Source organism: Mycobacterium paraterrae (assembly GCF_022430545.2).
GTDB classification, from domain to species: domain Bacteria; phylum Actinomycetota; class Actinomycetes; order Mycobacteriales; family Mycobacteriaceae; genus Mycobacterium; species Mycobacterium paraterrae.
The window spans coordinates 4688600-4710448 of sequence record NZ_CP092488.2 but is presented as its reverse complement, the minus strand read 5'-3'; the positions used below and the strand labels follow the sequence as shown (position 1 = coordinate 4710448).

General features: G+C 64.6%; 22 protein-coding genes. 12 read left to right on the top strand and 10 right to left on the bottom strand.

What is annotated here, in order from left to right:
• Positions 1-71: 71 nt before the first annotated feature.
• On the top strand, positions 72-446 hold the full coding sequence (locus MKK62_RS22725; RefSeq protein WP_240263588.1) for a DUF732 domain-containing protein: 375 nt from the start codon (positions 72-74) through the stop codon (positions 444-446).
• A 5-nt stretch (positions 447-451) separates the two neighbouring features.
• Here MKK62_RS22725 and MKK62_RS22720 read toward each other — a convergent pair whose 3' ends face one another.
• Positions 452-616 carry a hypothetical protein gene (locus MKK62_RS22720; protein ID WP_240263589.1) on the bottom strand — a complete coding sequence of 55 codons (165 nt, stop codon included), beginning with the start codon at positions 614-616 and terminating at the stop codon, positions 452-454.
• A 562-nt stretch (positions 617-1178) separates the two neighbouring features.
• Between MKK62_RS22720 and MKK62_RS22715 the strand changes: the two genes are divergently transcribed.
• The 5 genes from MKK62_RS22715 to MKK62_RS22695 all read left to right on the top strand — a co-directional run bounded on the left by MKK62_RS22715 (position 1179) and on the right by MKK62_RS22695 (position 6722).
• Positions 1179-2177, top strand: a complete 999-nt coding sequence (locus MKK62_RS22715) for a Gfo/Idh/MocA family protein (protein WP_240263590.1) — start codon at positions 1179-1181, stop codon at positions 2175-2177.
• A gap of 48 nt (positions 2178-2225) precedes the next feature.
• Positions 2226-3842: a class I adenylate-forming enzyme family protein gene (locus MKK62_RS22710; protein WP_240263591.1), complete on the top strand. Its 1617-nt coding sequence runs from the start codon at positions 2226-2228 to the stop codon at positions 3840-3842.
• Positions 3829-4602: a class II aldolase/adducin family protein gene (locus MKK62_RS22705; RefSeq protein WP_240263592.1), complete on the top strand. Its 774-nt coding sequence runs from the start codon at positions 3829-3831 to the stop codon at positions 4600-4602. The genes MKK62_RS22710 and MKK62_RS22705 overlap by 14 nt, the downstream gene beginning before the upstream one ends.
• A gap of 22 nt (positions 4603-4624) precedes the next feature.
• Positions 4625-5893: an amidohydrolase family protein gene (locus tag MKK62_RS22700; RefSeq protein WP_240263593.1), complete on the top strand. Its 1269-nt coding sequence runs from the start codon at positions 4625-4627 to the stop codon at positions 5891-5893.
• Positions 5894-5957: 64 nt separating this feature from the next.
• Positions 5958-6722 (top strand): SDR family NAD(P)-dependent oxidoreductase, encoded by a 765-nt coding sequence (locus MKK62_RS22695; RefSeq protein WP_240263594.1) that lies wholly within the window; start codon positions 5958-5960, stop codon positions 6720-6722.
• A gap of 55 nt (positions 6723-6777) precedes the next feature.
• Here the strand turns inward: MKK62_RS22695 and MKK62_RS22690 are convergent, their stop codons facing one another.
• The gene (locus MKK62_RS22690; RefSeq protein WP_240263595.1) at positions 6778-7329 is read right to left on the bottom strand and encodes a hypothetical protein; all 552 of its coding nucleotides are present in this window, start codon (positions 7327-7329) and stop codon (positions 6778-6780) included.
• A gap of 295 nt (positions 7330-7624) precedes the next feature.
• On the opposite strand from MKK62_RS22690, the gene mbp1 reads away from it, so the two are divergent.
• Positions 7625-7861: a microaggregate-binding protein 1 gene (gene mbp1 / locus MKK62_RS22685; RefSeq protein ID WP_240263596.1), complete on the top strand. Its 237-nt coding sequence runs from the start codon at positions 7625-7627 to the stop codon at positions 7859-7861.
• 198 nt (positions 7862-8059) lie between these two features.
• Here mbp1 and MKK62_RS22680 read toward each other — a convergent pair whose 3' ends face one another.
• From MKK62_RS22680 to MKK62_RS22665, 4 genes are all read right to left on the bottom strand, one after another.
• A complete protein-coding gene (locus MKK62_RS22680) occupies positions 8060-9148 on the bottom strand; it encodes an NAD(P)H-dependent amine dehydrogenase family protein (protein ID WP_240263597.1) in 1089 nt (362 codons plus the stop codon).
• 192 nt (positions 9149-9340) lie between these two features.
• Positions 9341-10081, bottom strand: coding sequence for a cutinase family protein (locus MKK62_RS22675; protein ID WP_240263598.1), 741 nt, complete (start codon positions 10079-10081; stop codon positions 9341-9343).
• A 116-nt stretch (positions 10082-10197) separates the two neighbouring features.
• Positions 10198-11337, bottom strand: a complete 1140-nt coding sequence (locus MKK62_RS22670) for a DUF1214 domain-containing protein (protein ID WP_240263599.1) — start codon at positions 11335-11337, stop codon at positions 10198-10200.
• Positions 11334-11909, bottom strand: a complete 576-nt coding sequence (locus MKK62_RS22665; protein ID WP_240263600.1) for a TetR/AcrR family transcriptional regulator — start codon at positions 11907-11909, stop codon at positions 11334-11336. Before MKK62_RS22665 ends, MKK62_RS22670 begins: the two co-directional genes overlap by 4 nt.
• A gap of 28 nt (positions 11910-11937) precedes the next feature.
• Between MKK62_RS22665 and MKK62_RS22660 the strand changes: the two genes are divergently transcribed.
• Positions 11938-13185: a sulfotransferase family protein gene (locus MKK62_RS22660; RefSeq protein WP_240263601.1), complete on the top strand. Its 1248-nt coding sequence runs from the start codon at positions 11938-11940 to the stop codon at positions 13183-13185.
• A gap of 8 nt (positions 13186-13193) precedes the next feature.
• Here the strand turns inward: MKK62_RS22660 and MKK62_RS22655 are convergent, their stop codons facing one another.
• Both MKK62_RS22655 and MKK62_RS22650 read right to left on the bottom strand, forming a co-directional pair.
• A complete protein-coding gene (locus MKK62_RS22655) occupies positions 13194-13739 on the bottom strand; it encodes a C40 family peptidase (protein ID WP_240263602.1) in 546 nt (181 codons plus the stop codon).
• Positions 13740-14199: 460 nt separating this feature from the next.
• On the bottom strand, positions 14200-15219 hold the full coding sequence (locus MKK62_RS22650) for a DNA topoisomerase IB (RefSeq protein ID WP_240263603.1): 1020 nt from the start codon (positions 15217-15219) through the stop codon (positions 14200-14202).
• A gap of 165 nt (positions 15220-15384) precedes the next feature.
• Between MKK62_RS22650 and MKK62_RS22645 the strand changes: the two genes are divergently transcribed.
• The 4 genes from MKK62_RS22645 (at position 15385) to MKK62_RS22630 (ending at position 19112) form a co-directional block, all read left to right on the top strand.
• On the top strand, positions 15385-15948 hold the full coding sequence (locus tag MKK62_RS22645) for a hypothetical protein (RefSeq protein ID WP_240263604.1): 564 nt from the start codon (positions 15385-15387) through the stop codon (positions 15946-15948).
• 92 nt (positions 15949-16040) lie between these two features.
• Positions 16041-16469 carry a type II toxin-antitoxin system Rv0910 family toxin gene (locus tag MKK62_RS22640; protein ID WP_240263605.1) on the top strand — a complete coding sequence of 143 codons (429 nt, stop codon included), beginning with the start codon at positions 16041-16043 and terminating at the stop codon, positions 16467-16469.
• A 107-nt stretch (positions 16470-16576) separates the two neighbouring features.
• Entirely contained in the window at positions 16577-17881 is a 1305-nt protein-coding gene (locus MKK62_RS22635; RefSeq protein ID WP_240263606.1) for an NAD(P)/FAD-dependent oxidoreductase, read from the top strand.
• Positions 17882-17939: 58 nt separating this feature from the next.
• Positions 17940-19112: a glycosyltransferase gene (locus tag MKK62_RS22630; protein ID WP_240263607.1), complete on the top strand. Its 1173-nt coding sequence runs from the start codon at positions 17940-17942 to the stop codon at positions 19110-19112.
• On the opposite strand, the gene MKK62_RS22625 is transcribed toward MKK62_RS22630, so the two are convergent.
• Both MKK62_RS22625 and malQ read right to left on the bottom strand, forming a co-directional pair.
• Complete coding sequence (locus MKK62_RS22625; RefSeq protein WP_240263608.1) at positions 19103-19573, bottom strand: nuclear transport factor 2 family protein; 471 nt, start codon at positions 19571-19573, stop codon at positions 19103-19105. The two genes, MKK62_RS22630 and MKK62_RS22625, sit on opposite strands and share 10 nt — an antisense overlap.
• The gene (gene malQ, locus MKK62_RS22620; protein WP_240263609.1) at positions 19570-21693 is read right to left on the bottom strand and encodes a 4-alpha-glucanotransferase; all 2124 of its coding nucleotides are present in this window, start codon (positions 21691-21693) and stop codon (positions 19570-19572) included. Before malQ ends, MKK62_RS22625 begins: the two co-directional genes overlap by 4 nt.
• Positions 21694-21849: the final 156 nt, after the last annotated feature.

The window sequence follows — 21849 nt, the reverse complement described above, 5'->3', positions numbered from 1 at the left end:
GCGGCAACCACCTGCGAAGATGCGCCGAGGCGGCCTGCGTTTCGCGGGCAGATTTGGGAGACTTTCGAGCCATGAGACGACGACTGCTGATGCTTCTCAGTGCCCCGGTCATGATCGCGCTCGCTGCCACGGCGCAGGCTGACCCTTCCTCAGCGCCAAACGACGATGTCGATTTCCTCAAGCAGATGACCGATGCCGGGTTGTCCTATCACGACCCGAAACAGGCAGTGACGGTCGCCAAGAGTGTCTGCGATCTGGCCGATAAAGGAACATCGCAAGCAGACATCGAGAAGGACTTGATGACGTCAAATCCGTCGTTCACTTCCGGCGGCGTAAGAAAGTTCGTGATCTTGTCGGCGGGTGAGTATTGCCCCAAATATCTGCCGACCGAATATCGGCCGAAGCCGCCTGCGGAGGGTGATTCTCCCAAGCCGCCCAGCCCTTAGAGGAACTAGGCGCCTTTGCGCACCACACTGTCGGCAGCAGCGTGCATCCGCTCCGACAGGCGCAACAGATCGTGTTCACCGATCCCGTTCTGCATGGTGTACGCGAGTTGCCGCAATTCGACTGCGCAGGTGCGCAGTTCGTCTTCGAGCCGGGTCTGAACCGGGATCATAACTGTCTCCCTCGAGCGGGGCGGGCGCTGAGCCCGACGATCCAATATGAAGAATCTACGGAGTCCGTAAGTCTTCCGCGACGGTTGCGAAGCTCTTTTTACGGGACATTGACATTGCGTTTACGTCCGACCTTTTCTGCCGGACACATCAATTGCGGGATTAACACTCGCGCGAGCGCTTCGCGCTGGGACGGGCACATCACACAGCACACCTATCGCTGGCTTGAACGTCATTGCACCACAATGACATCGCCATGACTGGTGCCGTCCACAGGAACAGATCACGGCCTTGTTCACGACCCGTTCGGCCCTCATCAGATGACCGCGGGGACAGCGCGGCGGGGCCGACACGATATGGATCGACGGAAACCGCACACGTTCTCCGGCTGCGGACATAGAGCGACGGTAAGGGCCCACCCTGCGCGCGTCATTATTAAATCAGATGGACTGGCTAAGAAAAGTTGAGCGCCACGCGCTTGCACGTGACCCCGAAATCGGCGAATGAAACTGTGGATCCCTATATTTCGAGTGCTGCCATTTCGGCGGGGTGTAGCTTCGACTCGTGTCTGAACCGGGAAAGCCCCTGCGCGTCGGCGTGCTCGGCGCGGCCAGGATCGCGCCGGCGGCGCTCATCAAGCCTGCCAAGGACAACCCCGCTGTGGTGGTGTCGGCGGTAGCCGCGCGAGACCGGTCACGTGCTCAAGCGTTCGCCGGCAAATACGGGATTGCGCGAGTGCATGACAACTACGAGGCGCTGCTCGCCGATCCTGAGCTGGATGCGATCTACAACCCGTTGCCGAACGGCTTGCATGGCAAATGGACTCGGGCAGCAATCGATGCCGGCAAACACGTGCTGTGCGAGAAGCCATTCACCGCCAACGCCGACGAGGCACGCGCGATTGCCGCCTTGGCGGCGCAATCCGATCGTGTCGTGATGGAGGCATTTCACTATCGCTACCATCCGCTCGCACTTCGCACCGAGCAGATCATCGCGTCCGGCGCGCTGGGAAGGCTCACGCGAGTCGAGGCCGCTCTTTGCTTCCCGCTGCCTAAGTTCTCCGACATTCGGTACGACTACGCGCTGGCCGGCGGAGCGCTGATGGACGCCGGCTGCTACGCCGTGCACATGGTCCGCACCTTCGGCGGGTCGACCCCCGAGGTGGTCTCCGCCAAGGCGACACTTCACGACCCGCAGATCGACCGGGCCATGACGGCGGAATTGCGCTTCGCTGAGGGGCACACCGGTCAGATTCGCTGCTCAATGTGGTCCACCCGCCTGTTGGAAATTAGCACCCGAGTGGTCGGCGAGCGGGGTGAGGTGAAGCTATTCAATCCAGTGACCCCGCACTTCGTCCACCGACTCACGGTCCGCGACGCCACGGGCCGACGCGTCGAGCGCTTTTCTCGCCGGCCGTCCTACGCCTACCAGCTCGACGCTTTCGCCGCGGCAGTCCAGCGCGGCGAACCGGTGAAAACGACACCGGAAGACGCAATCGAGAACATGACCTTGATCGACGCCATTTACCGCGCGGCCGGCCTTCCGCTGCGGCAGCCGAGCTGATCCTCTAATCCCGATCGCCCGGGTGAGTCCTCGCCATATCATCGGTCGATGAGTACCGGCCGCGTGGACACCGTGGGTTCGCCGGCCTTCACCGACGAAGAATCGGCTCGCTATTACGCGGCCGGCTGGTGGTCAGGCTCGACCCTGTCTGAGGCGGTCGCGCGCAACGCCATGCAACGCCCGGGTCGTGCCGCCTACATCGATCGGCCAGGCCAACCGGTGACATGGTGCGAATTCGACCTCGCTGCAACGGCTCTCGCGGAACAGCTGATCGGTGCCGGTGTGGCACGAGGTGATCGAATCGCGGTGTGGCACGGTGACTCAAGCGCCCTACACGCCTTGTTCGTCGCCATCGAGCGTTGCGGGGCCGTTGTGGTCGGCATCGGCGCTCGAGCCGGCGTCCGCGAGGTCGCCGCGATCCTTCGCGCCGGGCAACCGTCGATGTTGATCTGCGACGCTCCACGTGACGACGACGCGGCCCGGGCTACCGCCGATATCCCGGTCGTGGTCCTGACCGCGATTGGCGGGAAACTTCGGCTGGACGTCGAGGCCGCGCCCGTGGCGTTGCCGGCCGACCGTGCGCTCGGGCCCGACGAGGCCTTCCTGATCAATTCGACGTCGGGAACCACCGGGTTGCCAAAGTGTGTCGTACACACCCAGAACCGCTGGTTTTATTTCCACCAGAAGGCAGTCGAGAACGGTCAGCTGACGCCCGACGACACCTTTCTGCCAGTCATCCCGATGCCATTCGGGTTCGGGGTGTGGACCAGTCACACCACGCCGATCTTCTCGGGGGCCACCGCGGTGATTCTCGACCGCTTCGGCGCCCGCGCGACCTGTCAGGCGATCGCGGAGCATCGCGTTACGGTGTTGTGCTGCGTGAGTACGCAGTTGACGATGCTCATCGCCGACAGCGCCGCACGCGAGTATGACCTGAGTTCGGTGCGAGTCGTCTTCACCGGCGGTGAGGCGCTGCCTTACCGTCCGGCAGAGGAATTCGAGAGGCTAACCGGCGCAACGATTCTTCAGTTCTACGGATCGAACGAGACTGGTTTGCTCAGCGCCACCACCATTCACGATTCGCAGTCGCGTCGCCTGCGCACGGCCGGCCGCACCGTTCCAGAGATGGCGGTACGCCTCTTCGACCGCGACAGGGATGTGACTACGGAGGGCCGGGGCCAGCCAGCATGCCGCGGTCCCGCCACCAGCCTCGGCTACCTCGGCGGCACCGACCACGACAAGTTGTTTACCTCGGACGGGTGGATGCGGATGGGTGACATCTGCGAGATCGATGCCGACGGATACGTGACTGTCACTGGCCGCACGTCGGACTTCATCCTGCGAGGCGGCAAGAACATCAGCGCGGCCCAGGTCGAGGACGCCGCCACCGTACATCCCGCCATCGCGGTCGCGGCCGCGGTAGCCATGCCCGACCCGGTGTTCGGCGAGAAAGTCTGCCTGTACGTGGAATTGGTCGAGGCGGCGTCGGTCGATCTGCCGGGTCTGATCGACTTTCTACTGGCCGACGGTGTGTCGAAGGAGCTGCTCCCCGAGCGCCTGATCGTGGTCGACCGGCTACCCCGATCGTCGGGCGGCAAGATCGCCAAAGCCGCACTCCGTGAGGATGTTCAGGCAAGGATGGAGATCAACCATGAACGCTCCTGACGCCCGCCAAGGCGGCCTGCAGGTGTGGGCGCCGTCGGTGGTCCCGCCCGTCGGCGTCGACCTGACCGACGAGCAAGCGCTGGCCGTCGCCTTCCGTCACCTGGCCGCGATCGGTTTCGCCGAGAATCTGGCCGGACACATCACCTGGCAACCCGATGGGCGGACCGACATGTTCGTCAATCCGTGGGGCCTGTGGTGGCAGGAGATCACCGCCTCGGACATCTGCGTGGTGAACCCCGACGCGAGGGTGGTGCGCGGGCGGTGGGACGTCACGCCCGCGATTCACATCCACACCGAGCTGCACCGTGCCCGCAGCGACGCTCGGGTGGTCATTCACAACCACCCGTATTACGTCTGCGTGCTCGCCGCGCTGGGCAGGCTGCCGGAGCTGGTGCATCAGACCGGCTCATTGTTCCTGGATGACCTCTGCCTAGTCGAGACCTACGACGGCGAGATCGACAGTGCTTCGCGCGCAGCCGATCTCGCGGCCCGGATCGGTGGCGCCAATCTCACGATCCTGGCCAATCATGGCGTGATCGCCACCGGGCGCAATCTCGCGGAGGCCGTCTACCGCGCCGCATCCATCGAGCGGGTCTGCAGGCTCGCCTACGACGTGCTGCTCACCGGCATGCGACCCACGCCGATGAATTGGTCGGACATGGCCGGCGTGCAGCGGTCACTCGTCGAACGCGCGGCCGACGTGTATTGGGCGGGTGCGGCACGCCTGACCATCAAAGCCGATCCCGCCGTCCTGGATTGAGGCTGATAGTGAGCGAAGCGCGATGAAATCGATCGACGATCTGGCCGCCAATCTGAATTTCACCACCGCGAAGACCGGCCAAGACCGGTCAGTCACGTTTCTGCCTGATCCGCCCAGGGCTTTGCGGCGTTACACCCTGATCTCGGTGGACGATCACATCGTCGAGCCGCCGGACACATTCACCGGGCGCCTGCCGCTCCGGTTCGCCGACCGCGCACCGAAGGTGGTGGAGACCGACCACGGCGGCCAGACGTGGGTCTACGACAACCAGGTGCTGCCAAACGTCGGATTTAACGCGGTCGTCGGTCGTCCGGTGTCGGAGTACGGCTTCGAGCCGGTGCGCTTCGACGAAATGCGGCGGGGTGCTTGGGATATCGATGCCCGGGTCAAAGACATGGACCTCAACGGCGTCTACGCGTCACTCAATTTTCCGTCATTCTTGCCAGGGTTCGCCGGCCAGCGCCTGCAGCAGGTGACCAAGGACCGCGATCTGGCGCTGGCCTCGGTGCGCGCCTGGAACGACTGGCATCACGACGTGTGGGCCGGTTCGCACCCGGGCCGGATCATTGCTTGCCAGCTGCCTTGGCTGCTGGATCCCGAACTCGGTGCGCAGATGATTTACGAGAACGCCGAGCGCGGATTCCATGCGATCACCTTCAGCGAAAATCCGTCCATGCTGGGGTTGCCCAGCATTCATTCCGGCCACTGGGATCCGATGATGGCCGCGTGCGCGGACACCGGGACGGTGGTGAACCTACACATCGGGTCGTCGGGGTCGTCGCCGTCGACCACAGACGACGCACCACCGGATGTGCAGGGCGTGCTGTTCTTCGCGTACGCCATATCGGCGGCGGTCGATTGGCTGTACTCCGGGTTGCCGAGCAGGTTCCCCGATCTCAAGATCTGCTTGTCCGAGGGCGGAATCGGTTGGGTCGCAGGGCTATTGGATCGCCTCGATCATATGCTCGGTTACCACGAAATGTACGGCACATGGGCCGCGCTGGGGGAGAGCCTGACCCCGGCCGAGGTGTTCACCCGCAACTTCTGGTTCTGCGCCGTGGAAGACAAGTCGTCTTTCGTGCAGCACGATCGCATCGGAGCCGACAACATCATGCTGGAAGCCGATTATCCGCACTGCGACTCCACCTGGCCGCATACACAGGAGATCGTGCATCAGCAGATCGGGGATCTGCCGGTGCACCTGATCCGGAAGTTCACCTGGGAGAACGCATCACGGCTGTATCGCCACCCCGTACCGGCCGAGGTGCAGGTCGACCCTGACGCGTTCTGACGTAACGCGGCTATACGGCACCTTTACCCGACGTCGTTGTCGAGGGCGGATAGACTCCGCGGCCATGACAGTACCGCAGCCCTTACTGGAAGGCCGCCGAGTATTGGTGACCGGCGCCGCCACCGGGATCGGAGCAGCGGCCGTCCGCGTTCTGCACGATGCGGGAGCGCAACTTGTGGCTACCTATCATCGGACCCCCGCCGCTGTCGACGCGGCGGCAGTGACGTGGTTGCAGTGCGACGTCCGAGATGTGCACTCGGTGGACAGGACTTTTGAGGGCGCGGTGGAGGAACTCGGCGGTCTGGACGTGCTGGTCCACGCCGCAGGCCTGTGGCAGCCGGGAGTGCCCGGGTCCATCGGCAGCGACGAGGTCGATTTTCTGCTGGCGACCAACGTGAAGGCGACAGTGCTGACCAATCAGGCCGCCTACCGAGCGATGCGCGAAAACGGTGGTCAGATAATCAATTTCGGATCCGCCGAGGCCGTGATGGGTAGCCCGGTCGCGGCTGTTTACGCGGCCACCAAGGGTGCGGTCCAGGCGTGGACACGTTCCGCGGCCAAGGCGTGGGGCGCGGATCGAGTCACTGTCAACGCGCTTGCGCCCGCGGTGAAGACACCTGGTGCGGACCGGTTTCGCGACTTCCTCGGTCCGGACGTCGCCCCGTTCATCGACCAGCAGATGAAGTTGTCGATCCCGTTGGGCGGCAAGCTCGGCGACCCCACCGACGACCTGGGCCCGGTATTGGTCTTCCTGGCCAGCGCCGCAGCCCATTTCATCACCGGTCAGCTGATCCCGGTCGACGGCGGCCTGGCCATGGTCGGTGGCTGAGGCTGGATCAAACGGGCGTAAGAGACTGAGTCACAGAAGAACTGCAGGTGACGTTTCAGCTGCCGAGGGCGTTTTTGACCAGCTCGTCCTGCTTTTGGCCGACATCGGCGACAAACTCCGGCGGCGCGAGCGCATACGAGGGACCGTCGAACTCGATGGTGACCAACGCCTTGTTTTCGGTGAACAGCAGCACTGTCACGCCCTTGGAATGGTCCTCTGACTGGCCGGTCACTGTCGCGCCTCCCACGCCGACTTCGACGCGCAGGGACTTGGCGTGCAGCGTTTCGCGGCGCGATGCCTTCGCCGAGTCGAGCGCGCTCGCGGCGGCTTCGACGTCCGGCAGGATCTGGATCGTGTCGATGATCGAGTGGCTGTGGTCGGAGTCGGTGAAGGTTACCGAAGCACCTTGCTGACCGTTCGGGTCCTTGGTGGCGGGCCCGGCGGTAAAGGCATCGGGGGCCTTGATATCGCTGGCCTTGATCAGCAGCGTGGTGTAGTCACTGACCGGCGGGCGTGGGGTGGTGGCGGATCCCGATGGCGCCTTCGTCGACGTCGAATCATTGCTACAGCCGACGGCCGACGCTATCAGCGTCGCGGCGATCACCATCGGGGCGATCGCCCGCGGCGGAATCCTCGTCACACCACACTCCTTACATCGGGGTAGTTCCAAACCGTATCCCAGCGCTATCCAATGCGCCGCGCGGTCTCTGGGGCGCTGACCTGGCGTTGCCCTGTCGGTGTTTGGCCGCGGGAAGATCGGGAAGCCCCTAAGTGCGAATTGACAACGGTTGATCGTTGGGGCATCAAAACCATGAATGCGCTTACAGCGCAGGTCAAGTGGTGCGCGTCAGCCCGATTCGTACGCATGAGCGGTAGCTCGACACTGACGAAAGGGGAGATCCATGGCGGATCAGAATAGCGGGCCAGAAGAAGGCATCAAGGGTGCCGTCGAAGGCGTCAAAGGAAAAGTCAAGGAAGTCGGCGGAACCATCGCCGGACGTGATGACATCAAGCGGGAGGGTGAGGCTCAGCAGGACAAGGCCGACGCTCAGCGCGATGCGGCGAAGAAAGAGGCCGAGGCCGAGTCGGCTCGCGCCGGCGCCGAGTCCGCCGAACAGCGGCAGAAAAAGCACCAGTAGTCGCGATCGCGCGCGGTCCGGTCCGTCACGGCGGGCCGGACCGTTCGCATTCGGGTCGGTTCAGCTAATCGGTGGCGCCGACGGCAGCGACCTCCACGACACATCCGAGCCCGCCGCTGCGGTCGCGCACTCGGCGCACCATTGGCGGCGCATTCCCAAACGGGCGGAACGTCCTGTCTCCCAAGAGGATGCGGACGGTTACGCAGTCACGACCTCTTCGCGAGCGTAGAGTCCGCTTCCAGTGATGAACGGCAGGTCCAAGGTCGTCCTGATACCGGGCGCCGCGGCGATCACCGCGGGAATGGCATTGACGATACGGCCGGCCGCGCCCGAGATCGCGGCTTGATTGTGATCGCCGAAGCGGCTGCTGGGCACGATGTCGACGGCATACGAAGGCTCCCCGGTGATTTGAATGCGATACGAGCCCCCTCCCGCAGCGGGCTGCGGGAGGTCCGGGCGCAGATCAGGCCGTAGGCGAGTGACGTGCTCGATGACAATGGCAGGGTGGCCGTCGACCATGCCGCGGATCTCGAATTGCAGGACAGCGAGTGTGCCCTTGGCGACATGGCCGACCGCGATGTCGAAATCCTCAGGTGCCGGTTCGCGTTGATACGACTCGGTGATCTCGTCGACCTCGATCCCGAGACCCGCGGCGAGCTGCCGGATCGCCGTCCCCCACGCAATACTGAGCACGCCCGGCTGCAGCAACATGGGAATTTCGTCCAGCGGGCGGGCGAAACCCATGTAGTGCATGACTTCTGCGCCGTCATAGGACGCATAGTCATGAATCTCCATGCAACGAACCTGCTCGATGCGCTGACAGGTGCCGGCCAGGGCGAGTGGAATCAGGTCGTTGACAAAGCCAGGGTCGACACCGCTGATGAACAAACTCGAGTTTCCCTGTTGGGCAGCATCTTCCACCCGCTGAATGTATTTCTCCGGCATGACACCCCAGGGATACTGCAGCAACCCGGGCGAGGAGCCCACGACGTTGATCCCGGCAGCCAGTATGCGCATCACGTCGGCCATCGCCTCGGGCAGACGGGTGTCGCCCATCGCGCAGTACACGATGCACTCCGGCCGGGCGGCGATCAGCGCGTCGAGGTCGTCGACGGCGGAGATCCCGGTGATCGCATCCAGTCCGGCGAGCTCGCCGGCGTCCCTGCCGACTTTGTCCGGCGTCGAGACGCAGAGGCCGACCAGGTCGAACCGCGGGTTGCTGATCAGCTCGGTCAGCGCCAACCGGCCCACGTTTCCGGTGGCAACATGGGCGACTCGGATCCCCATAGAGATACTCCATCCCTGGATGCGCACGACAAGTCGTTCCTCGACGCTAGCTCACCGCGAATGTTGGCGAGCCGAATCGTGAAACGGTGGCGCCGTCGTTGCCGACAGAGGAGTGCCGCTGGCGAGAGCCGGCGAGCGCGCTAGGACGCCGCCTCGCGCGTCTCGGGTTGGCGACGCAGGCCAGCTACCAGTTCAGCTGCCGAAGCCACCGTGTTGTGGCGCTGGGCCGCCGGCTCCCTGCAGGTGGCTTGCCGCAAAGTCGGCGCCTTGGGCGATCACGCTGCCGTCATCGACGTAGCTGTTATGCGCGGCGAAGTTCACCCCTTCGGAACACACCGGGTCCTCGACCGCGCACACCTCGATGGTCTTGGACTGGTACAGCGGCCCGATCACGAGCTGCGGCTGACCGAGGAAGTTCATCGCCCGGACGTTGGGCGTCCCAAAGAGAACAACTGCGGCAACATGATTGGCGACTGAGGGGTCAAGCGGCTTGGGTATGGTCGCCGGATCAATGTCTTGGGGCACCGAGTCCGGCACGGCGGGCGACGTCACGAAGCCCGCGACCGCTGCGCCCTGGGAGTATCCGCCGAGCACCATCTTGGTGTTCGGGCAGGCAGCGGCCTCGGACACCACGTGCGCGCCGGCATCCCTGATGCCGTCGAGTCCGGTCGACCATTGGTCGCTGGCCGGGTAGTTCACCGGGTAGACGTCCACTGACTTACCGGGCAGACGGCTGCGCAGCGCATCGATGAACGCTTGGCCGGTCGGCCCGACACCCGGTTCTTCCCCGGTGCCGCGTGCGAAGACGACCTGCGTGTCCGGACACTGCGCGGCGGCCGGTGGGGCAGTGGAAACCGGTAACGTGGTAAATCCGAGTAAACCTGCCGCGGCCAGCGCAGCACTGACGGGACGAGTGACGCGATGCGCATTCATGAGGCAAAAGGTTCCCACACAGATGTTTCTCCAAACTAAGAATCGGCTGGGTTTACGCTGAGTGCGCTGTATCACTGCGCGGGATTTATTGAGACGAACGCTGGCGGCCCAGTTAACTAGGGGGCCAGTTCATTTCGGTGAGGTAAACCGATGCTGCCCGGCGCATCAGTCACTTTCACCAGTTGTACCTCGGGCCGGGCCGGGACGTCTTCGCTGAGAAACCACCGAAACGCCAGGTTGCCGCGAGGATAGTCAAGTGTGGTCAGCGAATTCGGATGTGTCGTCATGTCACGGGAAAGGACGACAGTCACCGACCCGTCGGCATTCGGCACCGCGGAGTGACCGTTGATCGAGCAACGGCCGTCGATGACGCCGTGGGTGGCCATGAACTGGTTCCACACCACCAGATTCCAGAATCTGCAGGATGGTGGGCGGTGCGTAATCACCAGCGCCTCGTCGTCGTCCAACACGAAGCTGCCGTAGGAGTAGCAGGCATCGCGCGCCGACCATCCGAAATTGGCGTCCGGTACTTGGTATGGTTCGGCGAATTCGTTTGCTGCGTGCGCGATCTGGTGGCCCAGAGAATGCGGCGTGTCGACCCGCGCACCCACTGCCAATGGGACGATCGCGAACATGGTTCGCATCCAGGCCGCTGCCGCACGCAGCTTTGCCGCGGTCTCGGCATCGCCATGTCGGATCGGCTCGGGCTCGTCGAGCGATTCGATTTGCCAGTCGATCGGGCGGCCCGTCAGCGGGTCGGCCTGGTAGTCGCGGGTCATCAGTACCGCCGCGTCCGGTATCGGTCCGAGCTCGAACGAAAAATTCCCGCCGGCATCGACGTCGAGATCGTCGTCACGCACGATCGCCACGATCCGGTCCGACCAGCCGCCCGGCGACGGCTCGTTGTACGCCGTCAGCGAGAAGTACACGCTGTCACCGCGGTTGCCACTGATGCGGTAACGGCGGCGGGGGTCGACCGGACAGAGGAAGTAGTAGGCATCGGTGTTGTCGCCGCCCCACCGACGGTCACGCCGAAACGGTGTATTGACCGCCGCGAACACGGGTCGACTCGGCTCACCGAACAGACAGGCGTCGAAAGCCACACCCAGGGTGGTGGCCAACATCCGATAGCCGTCGGCGATCTGCTGGTCGTCGGTGACAGCACGATCGCCATCCAAGAACGAGCGATCCAACTCACGAAGAGTGTCCAATAGCTCACGCCATGCCGCAGTGGACGCGTACCCATCGGTGGTCATCCGCTGATTCCTCTCGCAATCAATGCCGCTGTCCGGTTCACCCAGCACTCGTCCAGGGCATCGCCGCGGGTGAGTAGTGCCAGGAAAGTCGTTCCGGCAACGACCTCGACGACCTCCGCGGCGGTGACGTCCGCCCGGGCCTCGCCGCGGGCGACGGCATCGGTAAGCCGGTCGGTCAGGCCCCGGGACAAGATGTCGCCGAAACGTTCCAGTAAGGCCGCGTGCAGCGTCAGATCGGCAGCCATCTCACCGACGAGGCCGGGCAGGGCGGCGCGAGCCGCGGGGGAGTTCAGCACCACCGCGGTGCGGCGCACCATCTCGCGAACGTCTCCAGCCAGCGATCCGGTCTCGGGGAGGGCAGTGGCGTCAGTGATTGGGAAAACGGCTTCGTGTACGAGGTGAGCTTTGCTCGGCCAGCGCCGGTAGATCGCGGGTTTGCTGGTGCCCGCGCGGCGAGCAATTGCATCGACCGAGAGTTCGGCGTAGCCAGTCTCGGCGAGGAGCTCAACGGTCGAGCGCAGCACGGCACCGTCGATCCGCTTGTCGCGGGGACGGCCGAGCTCTGTTTTCATTACGAAACTGATAGTAACATAATTAGCTGTGACGGATGCGGCTCCCACTCTCGTACACCTCGACGACCTTGCAGTGCCGCGGTTCAGTGCCGAAAGCGGCCAGATGCGCGATCTGTTGGCCACGATGGCGCCGGATTGCCCGCTGGACGCCGACGTGCTGCACGCCAAGGCGGAAGCCGAGACCGGCCTGACCGACTTCGGTCCGGACGATTACCGCGAGCGCCTCGAGGTGTACCTGGCCGCGCTAAGCGAGATCGACGGCTTGACCGCTGCCGGGATCGTCACTTTCCACGGGCAGATATTGCAGCTCCTGAAAAATCGGCTGCTGCTCAGCGACTTGCTGGCGCGCCACCCCGAGATTCGGGACATCGATTTGCTGCCCCCTGTAGTCATCGCGGGCCTGCCCCGGACCGGTACCACCCATCTGCACAACCTGCTGGCCGCGGGGCCCACCTTCCGGACCATTCCCTACTGGGAAAGTGTCGAGCCGTTTCCGCTGCCGGCCGAGGTGGGATTAGAGCCCGATCCCCGCAAGGCGCGCATGGACCTGGCTCTCGAATTCATGAACGCGGCGATGCCGCACTTTCCGCTCATGCACGAGATGACCACCGAGCACGTCCATGAAGAGATCCAGCTGCTGGCCAATGACATGTCGACAATGCTTTTCGAGACGCTTGCCCACGTGCCGCGCTGGCGCGACTACTACCTCGCGCACGACCAGACATCCTCGTACGAATATCTCAAGCTGCAGCTGAAGGCTCTGCAGTTCCTCAGGGGTGGGCGCCGCTGGCTGCTGAAATCGCCACAGCACCTCGAACAGCTGGCGGTTCTGGGCGCGGTGTTTCCGGGCGTCGTTGTCGTGTGCACTCACCGCGACCCCGTGCCGGTAGTGCTATCGATGCTGGCGATGCTGACCTACACCGCGCGCATGCATCGCTCGCCGGTGCCGGTGCGCGAGATCGCCGCATCATGGTGCGACCGCCTAGAACTGATGATGGGCGCTCTCGTCCGCGACCGGGATCTCCTACCGCCCGACCGCTCGATCGACGTTCGCTTCGACGACTTCATGGCGGACGAACTTGGCACGGTCGAGCAAGTCTACGAACTGGCGGGGGAGCCGCTGACCGACCGCGTCCGGGCCGCGGTGGTCGACTATCTGCACCACCATCGACGCGGACGGCTGGGCACGATCGTGACGTCGGCCGACATGTTCGGGCTCGACGAGCACGACCTGCCCAGCCGCTTCACCCGCTATCGGGAGCGGTTCTCAATCTGACGCTTAGCTCATGCTGCGGCCGGTGGTGCCGGCACGTCATCGGGGGCCGGGGCGGCTGGAGGGACATCGGGCCCGGGCGGCGGGGGAGGCGGCGCGTCCGGTGCGGGAGGCATCGGGGCCACCGAGTTCACCAGGACAGGGCCTGGGGGATCCGCGGGCGGCGGCGCATCAGCCGGCGCGTCGCCGTCGACCGGCAGGTACATGTGATGGTTGAACTGCGGCTGGTAGGCGCCGCCGCCACCGATTCGTACGCCACCCCCTTCGCCGCTGGAGACCGGGGTGCCGTCGGGCAGCGTGACGGCGGTGTGCCGCCCGTTCCAGCCGATCACCAAGGCGCCGGGCGCCGTGCCGTACTTGAAGCCGCGGGCGAGCAGAGCCGACTCCTCGTTGCCTGTGTTGAACCGTCCGCTGAACGCGGGCCGGTCGGTAGCCACGTTGGAAACCAACGACGCAAGACCGGAGCAATCCGTTCCCGCGGGCGAGTTGCCGCCGGTGATGTACGGGGTGCCCGACATCTGCTGCAGCAATGTCATCAGCGTTGCTAAAACAAACATGAGCCGGGACGGTATCCACAAGATTAAATCCCGACCAAACTATGTGCAGGCCATCACTTTTGACCGTTGAGCATGATGCAGGTCTCACTTGCCGACGAAAAGTGCTGGTAAGGCAGCTCGTTGGCGAGCAATTAGACGCGGGTTGAAAAGTGACGCATTACCCAACATTTGGGCGTGAAAAACGCTCTGTCCAGCAACTTTAGGTCAAATCACAGCTTTAGCAAAGTGTTATACGTCACCCGGCGCAAAATCGCTTGAAACGCCTCGCGCTTCGCACACCGGTTGGCGAACTCTCAGGTGCGAGTTGGCTTTTCGCAAGTAAGCGATCTCGCGACGGTGCGTTATCTGCACACGATGCGAACTGGGCACGCGGACACAACGTTCAGTCGACCGATCAGGCTGAAAGCCTGCTCGTGGCAAGGCTATTGACGCAGACATCGTGAAAGACTGTGCAGGACAGCTATTTAGCGCGAGCGACACGATTGATCATTCGCGCGGTGGCGCGCTCGATCACTTCTCGCCGTACCTCCGGGCTGCGCTTACGCTCGGCCTGACGCAACGCACTCGCGATGGTCAGCCCGCGCTCGTAGGCGGTGACCACGCGCGGATCGACGTATGACCTGCGCGCCACTGCGGGAGTGTTCCCCAGCTGGTCGGCCACTGCCCGCATGACTGCCGCCTCCTCGCGGCGGCGGGCCGTTTTAGATGTCGGGTCGCCGGCGATGGCGAAAGCCTCGGCGGCGAGCACCGTACCGTGCCAGGTTCGTAAGTCCTTGACACTGAACTCATCACCCACCAGTTCGCGAAATCTCGCGTTGATGTCGTCGGCGTGGACTTCCGACCAACCGTCTGACGTCTGGTACGCAAGCAGACGCGGCGTGGTGGCTGGGGCGCGCAACAGCGAACCCACCGCTCGGAGCACCAGTGGGTCCTCCAGCGAAATAGTCCTACGCACACCGCTTTTCGCGGGATAGTCGAATTCGACCCTGCCGCGCTTCAGGTGCACGTGCTCGCGTAGCAAGGTCGACAGGCCGTAACTACCGTTCTCGTCGACGTACTCCTCGCCGCCGGCGCGGAAGTATCCCTGGTCGATCAGGTGCTGGGCGAGCGCAAGGACGCGGTCGCGTGCCACGCCGCGACGCTTCAGATCGACCAGCAGCGCGAGGCGCCAATCGGGCAGGTGCTTGGCGAGCCTCAACGTGCGCTCGTACTTCTCCTCGGATCTCTCCTCTTGCCAGCGTTCGTGATAGATGTATTGCCGACGTCCGGCCGCGTCGGTGCCGACAGCCTGGATGTGGCCGTTGACATGGGGCGATATCCACACGTTCTTCCACGCCGGAGGAATCACCAGGCCCTCGATCCGCGCGAGCACCTCGGCGTCGGCAACACCGACGCGATCGTCGTCAACGTAGGAGAACCCGCGGCCGCGGCGCACCCGATGCAGCCCCGCTCCGCCGACGTTGCTCTTGCGCAACTTCATGGCGACCCACTCGCCAGGCGTGGTCGGGTGCCTGGATTCGCTTCGTAGTTCACCGCTCTCAATTACCCCGCGAACGAGAGCCGCTAACGCCGCTGCCTGCGCCGAAGGCCCGACACGACCGGATCAGCCGTCGTGTGGAGAGCCGACGTGAGACGGTAGTTACCCATGCAGGGCTTTGAGTACGTTAACTACGAGACGTTCGGACGACGCTTCTTCGAAGTGGCCGTGACCGAAGAGCGCGTCGGTGCCGCGTTCGCCGCAATCGCCGGTAGCCAATTCGACATGCCGCCGATGGCCCAGGGGCCGGGGAAGATCGCACGGGTCAGCGCCTCCGTCAGGATCAAGCAGCCCAAGGTCACGCGGAAGGTCGCCGACCTCATCACTTTCGACATTCACATTCCGCTGCTGATCGACCTGCTCGTCGATCTCCGAATCGACAAGCAGCGGTTCACCGTTGACGGCGACATCGCGCTGAGCGCGACGGCGCGGGCTGCGGAGCCGTTGTTGCTGATCGTCGACGTCGCCAAGCCGCGACCGTCTGACATCGCGGTACATGTGTCGTCGAAGAGCATCCGAGGCGAGATTCTGCGCGTGATCGGAGGCGTCGACGCGGAGATCCGCCGCTTCATCGCCCAGTACGTCAACGAGGAGATCGACGCGCCCCAATCCCAACAGGCGCAAGTCATCGACGTCGCCGAGCAGCTCGACCAGACCTGGACCGGCATTTAGTGGGTGAACCCACGGTTTACGGCGTTGGGACGCCCGGGTATTTACACGCCGCGGATCGAACGGTTTCCACCCACGGCAGGAAGAGAGACGGAGTGGCTCAAGTCGATGTCTCGACGACGTCGAGGCTGTCCCCCGAGTCGGCGTGGAAGTTGGCATCGGACCTGAGCCGATTCGGTGACTGGATGACCATCTTTGGTGGCTGGCGCGGCGACGTTCCAGACGTTATCGAGGAAGGGACCTGCATCTCGTCGCTGATCAAGGTCAAGGGATTTCGCAACGTGATCCATTGGACGGTGACGCGGTACGACGAGCCACACGCGATCGAACTCACTGGCCGCGGCCGTGGTGGGATAGGAATTACGGTCGCGATGCGGGTGAGCGACAACCACCCGGGGTCGACCTTCGATCTCACCGCCGATCTCGGCGGCGGCCTGCTCAACGGGCCGGTAGGGCGGCTGGTGGCCCGCCTCATCGCCTCAGACGTCCGAAAGTCTGTGTGCAACTTGGCTTCTCTCGAGTAACTTCACGCCGCGGGTGCAGACAAAATACCCGTCTACAGAGGGATGAAACGAAGGCTGGGTTCAAGGCGGCCGGTTTGTGCCGGAGTGCGAGGGGCTACAGGAGAACAATGACATCAGTGGTGGTCGTGGGCAGCGGGTTCACCGGGTTTGAGTGCGCGCGGCGGTTGGCCCGCCGGCTACGAGGGACCGACATCGATGTGACCATCATCTCTCCGGTGGACTACATGCTCTACACGCCGTTGCTGCCCGACGTGGCCGGCGGCGTCGTCGACGCGCGGTTCGTCGCCATTCCGCTGGCAGGGACGCTCAAAGGTGTGCGCGCCATCCGCGGCAGGGTGGACGACGTCGACCTCGATGGTCACCGCCTGCGGTTCACCGACCTAGAGCAGCGCACCCGCGAGCTCGCATGGGACCGGTTGGTGTTGACGCCCGGATCGGTCACCCGCTTGTTCGACATCCCCGGATTGGCGCACTATGCAAGGGGTTTGAAGTCGACGGCGGAGGCTCTGTACCTCCGTGATCATGTGCTGGAGCAACTGGAACTGGCGTGTCTGGAAGAAGACCCTGAGTTGGCCCGGGCCCGCCGCACGATCGTGGTGGTCGGCGCGTCGTACTCCGGTACCGAGCTGATACTTCAGCTCCGAGCGCTGGCCCACGCCGCCGCCAAGCACATGAATTTCGATCCGTCGGAAGTGAAATTCCTGCTCCTCGACCTCGCCGAACAAGTGATGCCGGAGGTCGGTGAAAAACTAGGCGCCCGTGCGCAACGTGTACTGAAGAAACGCGAGGTCGACGTCCGACTGGGGTTGACGCTCAACGAAGTTCATCCCGACCATGTCGTGCTCAGCGACAACACGCGGGTGGGCACCCACACCGTGGCGTGGGTGACGGGGGTGACCGCGGCGCCACTGATCGAGACGCTCGGTCTGCCAACCGAGAAGGGTCGGCTCAAGGTGCAGACCGACCTGTCCGTACCCGGGCATCCCGATGTCTTCGCCGCCGGCGACGCGGCGGCGGTACCCGACGTGACGCAGCCGGGCAAGATCACCCCGCCGACGGCGCAACACGCGACGCGTCAGGGCAAGACACTGGGCAACAACGTGGCGGCAAGCCTCGGTCACGGCAAGAAACGCGAATACAAACACCATGACATGGGTTTGGTCGTCGACCTCGGACCGCATCAGGCCGTGGCGAATCCGCTGAAGATCCCGTTATCCGGATTCGCGGCCAAGGTCGTTACCCGCGCCTATCACCTGTATGCCATCCCGCGGGGCGTCAACCGCTGGGCCGTCACCCTCGCCTATCTGACCGACGCGATGTTCGCACGGTCGGTGGTGTCGTTGGGACTCTCGACTCAGAGCGACGCCGAATTCTCGACCAGCGAAGGCATCCCGCTGCCGGAAACCGGCTGACGGCAACGTATCTGCCACCGCACGAACCTGACTCGTCCGCGCGCGTTAGGTTATGCCGGTGAAGTTCGTCCTTGCCGCCTATGGCAGCCGCGGCGACACCGAACCCTGTATCGCCGTCGCGGCGGAACTGCAGCGCCGCGGTCATGACGTGCGGATGGCGCTCACGGTCCCACCGGACCTGCGCCGCTATGTCGACTCTGCGGGGCTGGTGACGGTCCCGTACGGGCGGGATTTGGAAGAACTATTGCTTGACGGCGACTTCACTCGGATGCTGCAAAACCCGATGACCGCGATCCCGCAGGCCGTCGAGTACGTGGCCAGGGTGGTGCAGGAGAAGACGTCCACCTTGATGTCGTTGGCGGAGGACGCCGACCTGATGGTCGCCGGGATGACTGAGCAGGAGCCGGTCGGCAATGTCGCCGAGTATTACCGCATCCCGCTAGCGGCGCTGCACTTCTTTCCGCCGCAGATCCTGCAGCAGGGATCCCCGGATGACAGAGTGTCGGCCAAGTCCGACCAGGCGCAGCGCCGGTCACTGGGTCTGCCGGATGAGCCGCGGCCCGGGCGGCCGCTGGAAATTCAAGCCTACGAGAAGCTTTGCGTGCCTCGGTTGGCTGCCGAGTGGGAGGGCAGTTCCCGGCCGTTCGTCGGAGCGCTGACGCTGCAACTGGAAACCGCTGCCGACCACGACGTGCGATCGTGGGTCGGGAGCGGTACCCCGCCGGTGTACTTCGGCTTCGGCAGCACTCCGGTCCAGGCGCCCACCGACACGATCGCGGTCATCAGCGCGGCCTGCACGCGGGTCGGTGTGCGTGCGCTGATTTGTATGGGCCCTAACGACTTTGCCGGTATCGCTGTCGAAGACCATGTCAAGGTTGTTCGAGAGGTGAGCCACGCGGGCGTCTTTCCCGAATGCCGCGCCGTGGTCCACCACGGCGGAGCAGGGACCACCGCAGCAGGGTTGCGGGCCGGGGTGCCGGCTCTTGTGCTCTGGAATGGTCTCGATCAGCCGATGTGGGCTACGTCGGTGGCATTCCTCGAAGTCGGCCTCGGAAGGCGTTTTTCGGAGTCGACTTTGGATTCCTTGGTCGCCGATCTGCGTGCGGTCCTCACACCGCACTACGCCAGCCGCGCTAAAGCAGTCGCGGCGAAGATGACCCCGCCGTCGGAAAGTGTCAACCGGGCAGCCGATCTGCTCGAAGCGGCTGCGGCGCGCGGTCGTCAGGACTGACGAGGTCGCACCCGGCGAACCGGACGAGTGTCGATCGCGTCGATCGTCAACGCCCGGCGGCGGATCCGCCACGTGCCGTCGACGTCGCGCCGGTATTCGTCCACGTAGCGCAGGTACCAGGTGACGTCGCGGATCTGATCCTCGTGTCGAACCCAGTGATGCGCGATGCAGCTGATCCTTCCACCGGCGGATTCAGGGTGGGGGCCGGTCTCGTAGACCTCTCCGACGATGGCGTGCTGGGTACGGACAGTGGCCGCGACAGTCTCGAGGGCCGCACCGATACCGACGTGGCCCGAGTAAGTCGTGACCGGCTCCAGGGCCGTCGGCGGGTCGGGCAGTACCAGCTGCGCGTCGTCGGTGAAAAGCTCAGCCAGCGAATCGAATTGACGATCATCGATGCGGGCGGCGTATCGGTGCACAAGGTCGCTCAGCGTCGTCCGGTCGTCTGCGCTGACAGTCATGACTGGGTACGCATCGCCTCGGCCAGCGTGTTGGCCCGACGGTCGGTGAACACATCTTCGAGCAACATCGGCTTGCCGTCGGGAGCGCTGAGCGGAACCCGCCAGTTCGGATACTCGTCGGTGGTTCCGGGCTGGTTCTGAGTCCGCTTGTCGCCGACCGCGTCGGTCAGCGCGAGACCCAGCAGTCTCGACGGAGTTCGGCCCAGGTACCGGTGCAGGGCCAGCACGGTTTGTTCTTCGTCGGCGTGTTTGGACAACAAACCGACTCGTCGCAGCTCCGCGAGCCAGGCCGCTTGCTCGGCTTCGGCCGACGCCAGCTCCTGCTCGACCGGTCGGGTCAAAAGCCCAAGCGAATCCCTCAGTCGCACATGCTCGTTGGCGAGGTAACCGGCCGTCGGCGGCAAGTCGTGCGTGGTCACCGAGGACAGGCAGTATTCGCGCCAGCGTTCCGCCGGCAACGGCCCGCCCGTCCCGTCGCGGTCGAGTTCGAACCACAAGATCGACGTGCCCAGCACGCCACGCGCCCGCAGATAATCGCGAACCCACGGCTCGACCGTGCCGAGATCCTCGCCCACCACCAGCGCCATCGCCCGGTAGGCCTCCAGCGCGACGATGCCGATCATCGCCTCGTGGTTGTAGCGCACGTACGTGCCTTCGGTGGGCGCCATGCCCTGCGGGATCCACCACAACCGGAACAGCCCGATGATGTGGTCGATCCGCACCCCACCGGCGTGCCTCAGCACGCCGCGGATCAGCGCACGGAACGGCTGATACTCCAACTCGTCGAGACGATCCGGCCGCCACGGCGGTTGCGACCAGTCCTGGCCCAGCTGATTGAACTCGTCCGGGGGAGCGCCGGCCGAAACACCGAGGGCCAGCGCATCCTGCAGAGCCCAGGCGTCGGCGCCGTCGGGATGCACCCCGACGGCAAGATCATGCACGACACCAAGAGGCATGCCCGCCGACACCGCCTGGGTTTGCGCCGCGGCCAGCTGCTCGTCGAGCTGCCACTGCAGCCAGCGGTGGAAATCGATTGCGGCAGAATGCTTCTTGACGAACTTCGCGACGCCGGCGGAGCCCGGGTGGCGCACCGATTCGGGCCACTCGTGCCAGTCGGCGCCGTACTTCTCGGCGAGCGCGCACCAGGTGGCGAAGTCGTCGAGCGCGGCGCCTTCCCGACGGCAGTATGCCGCGAACGCGAGCTCACGGCCGGCGGTGCGCGGAACGGCGAAGATGAGCTGCAGGGCCTCCCGTTTCGCCGTCCACGCGGCGTCGCGGTCTATCGAGTCCTGCGCCGCGGCCTGCTTCTGGACGCCGTCGCGCAGCCGTCGCACCCGGGTGCGTTTCGACAGCTGGGCGAACTCGGGAATGGCCTCGACGCGCAGATAGAGCGGATTGACGAACCGGCGTGAAGTCGGCAGGTAGGGGGAGGGCTCCATCGGTGCGGTCGGTCCAGCCGCATGCAGCGGATTGACCAGCACAAAACCGGCGCCGTGCACCGACGCCGACCAGACCGCCAGGTCGACGAGATCGGTCAGGTCGCCGACGCCCCAGGATTGTCGGGACCGCACGCTATATAACTGTGTCGCCAGTCCCCAAGTACGACGGGCGCCCAACCGCTCAGGCACGCCCAGCCACGGCGGTGTGACGATCACGGCGGCGTCGGCCTCGTCGTCGCCGGAGCGCAGGTGAACTCGGTGATAGCCCAGCGGCAGATCGTCGGGCAACACGAAGCTCGCCTCGCCGACGAGGCGCCCGTCGAGATCGAACGGCGGGGTGAAGTTGTCGACTTGCCGTATTCCGGTACGGACGGAGCCGTCTTCGAGCTCGATCGACACCTCGGCCGGCTGGCCGTGCGTCACATGCACCCAGAACGTCGTCTGGGTGCCTGGTTGGCCGAGGATCGTCGGCGGTAGCGGGCGCGCCCAGTGCGCCCGGTCGTGCGCTATGCGCGCGGCATTGCGTTGCGCTTCGTCTGCTGCATCGACGCCGAGCGCGGCGAGCGCGGCGATCAGCGTGCCTTCCGGGACGTCGACCCAGCGACCGCTCCAGTCTTGGTATGCGGTGGAGATTCCGAACCGACCCGCGAGTTCGACCAACGAGGGCGCCATCTGGCTCATGGCACACATCTTGCTTGGCCAGATATCCGAGCCGCGACCCGAGTGTCCACCTCAGCGTCACTTTTTCGTCGGGTCCAGTTTGCGTCTGGCCGTACTATGCGCTCAGACGGAGCCGTCGAATCCTTCCACTATCAATTGACAGGTGACAGCACTGTG

Coding starts and splice junctions, on each gene's coding strand:
- MKK62_RS22675 (WP_240263598.1), bottom strand. CDS start 10,081: ATGAATGCGCATCGCGTCACTCGTCCCGTCAGTGCTGCGCTGGCCGCG.
- MKK62_RS22725 (WP_240263588.1), top strand. CDS start 72: ATGAGACGACGACTGCTGATGCTTCTCAGTGCCCCGGTCATGATCGCG.
- MKK62_RS22710 (WP_240263591.1), top strand. CDS start 2,226: ATGAGTACCGGCCGCGTGGACACCGTGGGTTCGCCGGCCTTCACCGAC.
- MKK62_RS22650 (WP_240263603.1), bottom strand. CDS start 15,219: ATGAAGTTGCGCAAGAGCAACGTCGGCGGAGCGGGGCTGCATCGGGTG.
- MKK62_RS22700 (WP_240263593.1), top strand. CDS start 4,625: ATGAAATCGATCGACGATCTGGCCGCCAATCTGAATTTCACCACCGCG.
- MKK62_RS22655 (WP_240263602.1), bottom strand. CDS start 13,739: ATGTTTGTTTTAGCAACGCTGATGACATTGCTGCAGCAGATGTCGGGC.
- MKK62_RS22695 (WP_240263594.1), top strand. CDS start 5,958: ATGACAGTACCGCAGCCCTTACTGGAAGGCCGCCGAGTATTGGTGACC.
- malQ (WP_240263609.1), bottom strand. CDS start 21,693: ATGAGCCAGATGGCGCCCTCGTTGGTCGAACTCGCGGGTCGGTTCGGA.
- MKK62_RS22680 (WP_240263597.1), bottom strand. CDS start 9,148: ATGGGGATCCGAGTCGCCCATGTTGCCACCGGAAACGTGGGCCGGTTG.
- MKK62_RS22705 (WP_240263592.1), top strand. CDS start 3,829: ATGAACGCTCCTGACGCCCGCCAAGGCGGCCTGCAGGTGTGGGCGCCG.
- MKK62_RS22665 (WP_240263600.1), bottom strand. CDS start 11,909: ATGAAAACAGAGCTCGGCCGTCCCCGCGACAAGCGGATCGACGGTGCC.
- MKK62_RS22690 (WP_240263595.1), bottom strand. CDS start 7,329: ATGGTGATCGCCGCGACGCTGATAGCGTCGGCCGTCGGCTGTAGCAAT.
- MKK62_RS22645 (WP_240263604.1), top strand. CDS start 15,385: ATGCAGGGCTTTGAGTACGTTAACTACGAGACGTTCGGACGACGCTTC.
- mbp1 (WP_240263596.1), top strand. CDS start 7,625: ATGGCGGATCAGAATAGCGGGCCAGAAGAAGGCATCAAGGGTGCCGTC.
- MKK62_RS22670 (WP_240263599.1), bottom strand. CDS start 11,337: ATGACCACCGATGGGTACGCGTCCACTGCGGCATGGCGTGAGCTATTG.
- MKK62_RS22625 (WP_240263608.1), bottom strand. CDS start 19,573: ATGACTGTCAGCGCAGACGACCGGACGACGCTGAGCGACCTTGTGCAC.
- MKK62_RS22635 (WP_240263606.1), top strand. CDS start 16,577: ATGACATCAGTGGTGGTCGTGGGCAGCGGGTTCACCGGGTTTGAGTGC.
- MKK62_RS22720 (WP_240263589.1), bottom strand. CDS start 616: ATGATCCCGGTTCAGACCCGGCTCGAAGACGAACTGCGCACCTGCGCA.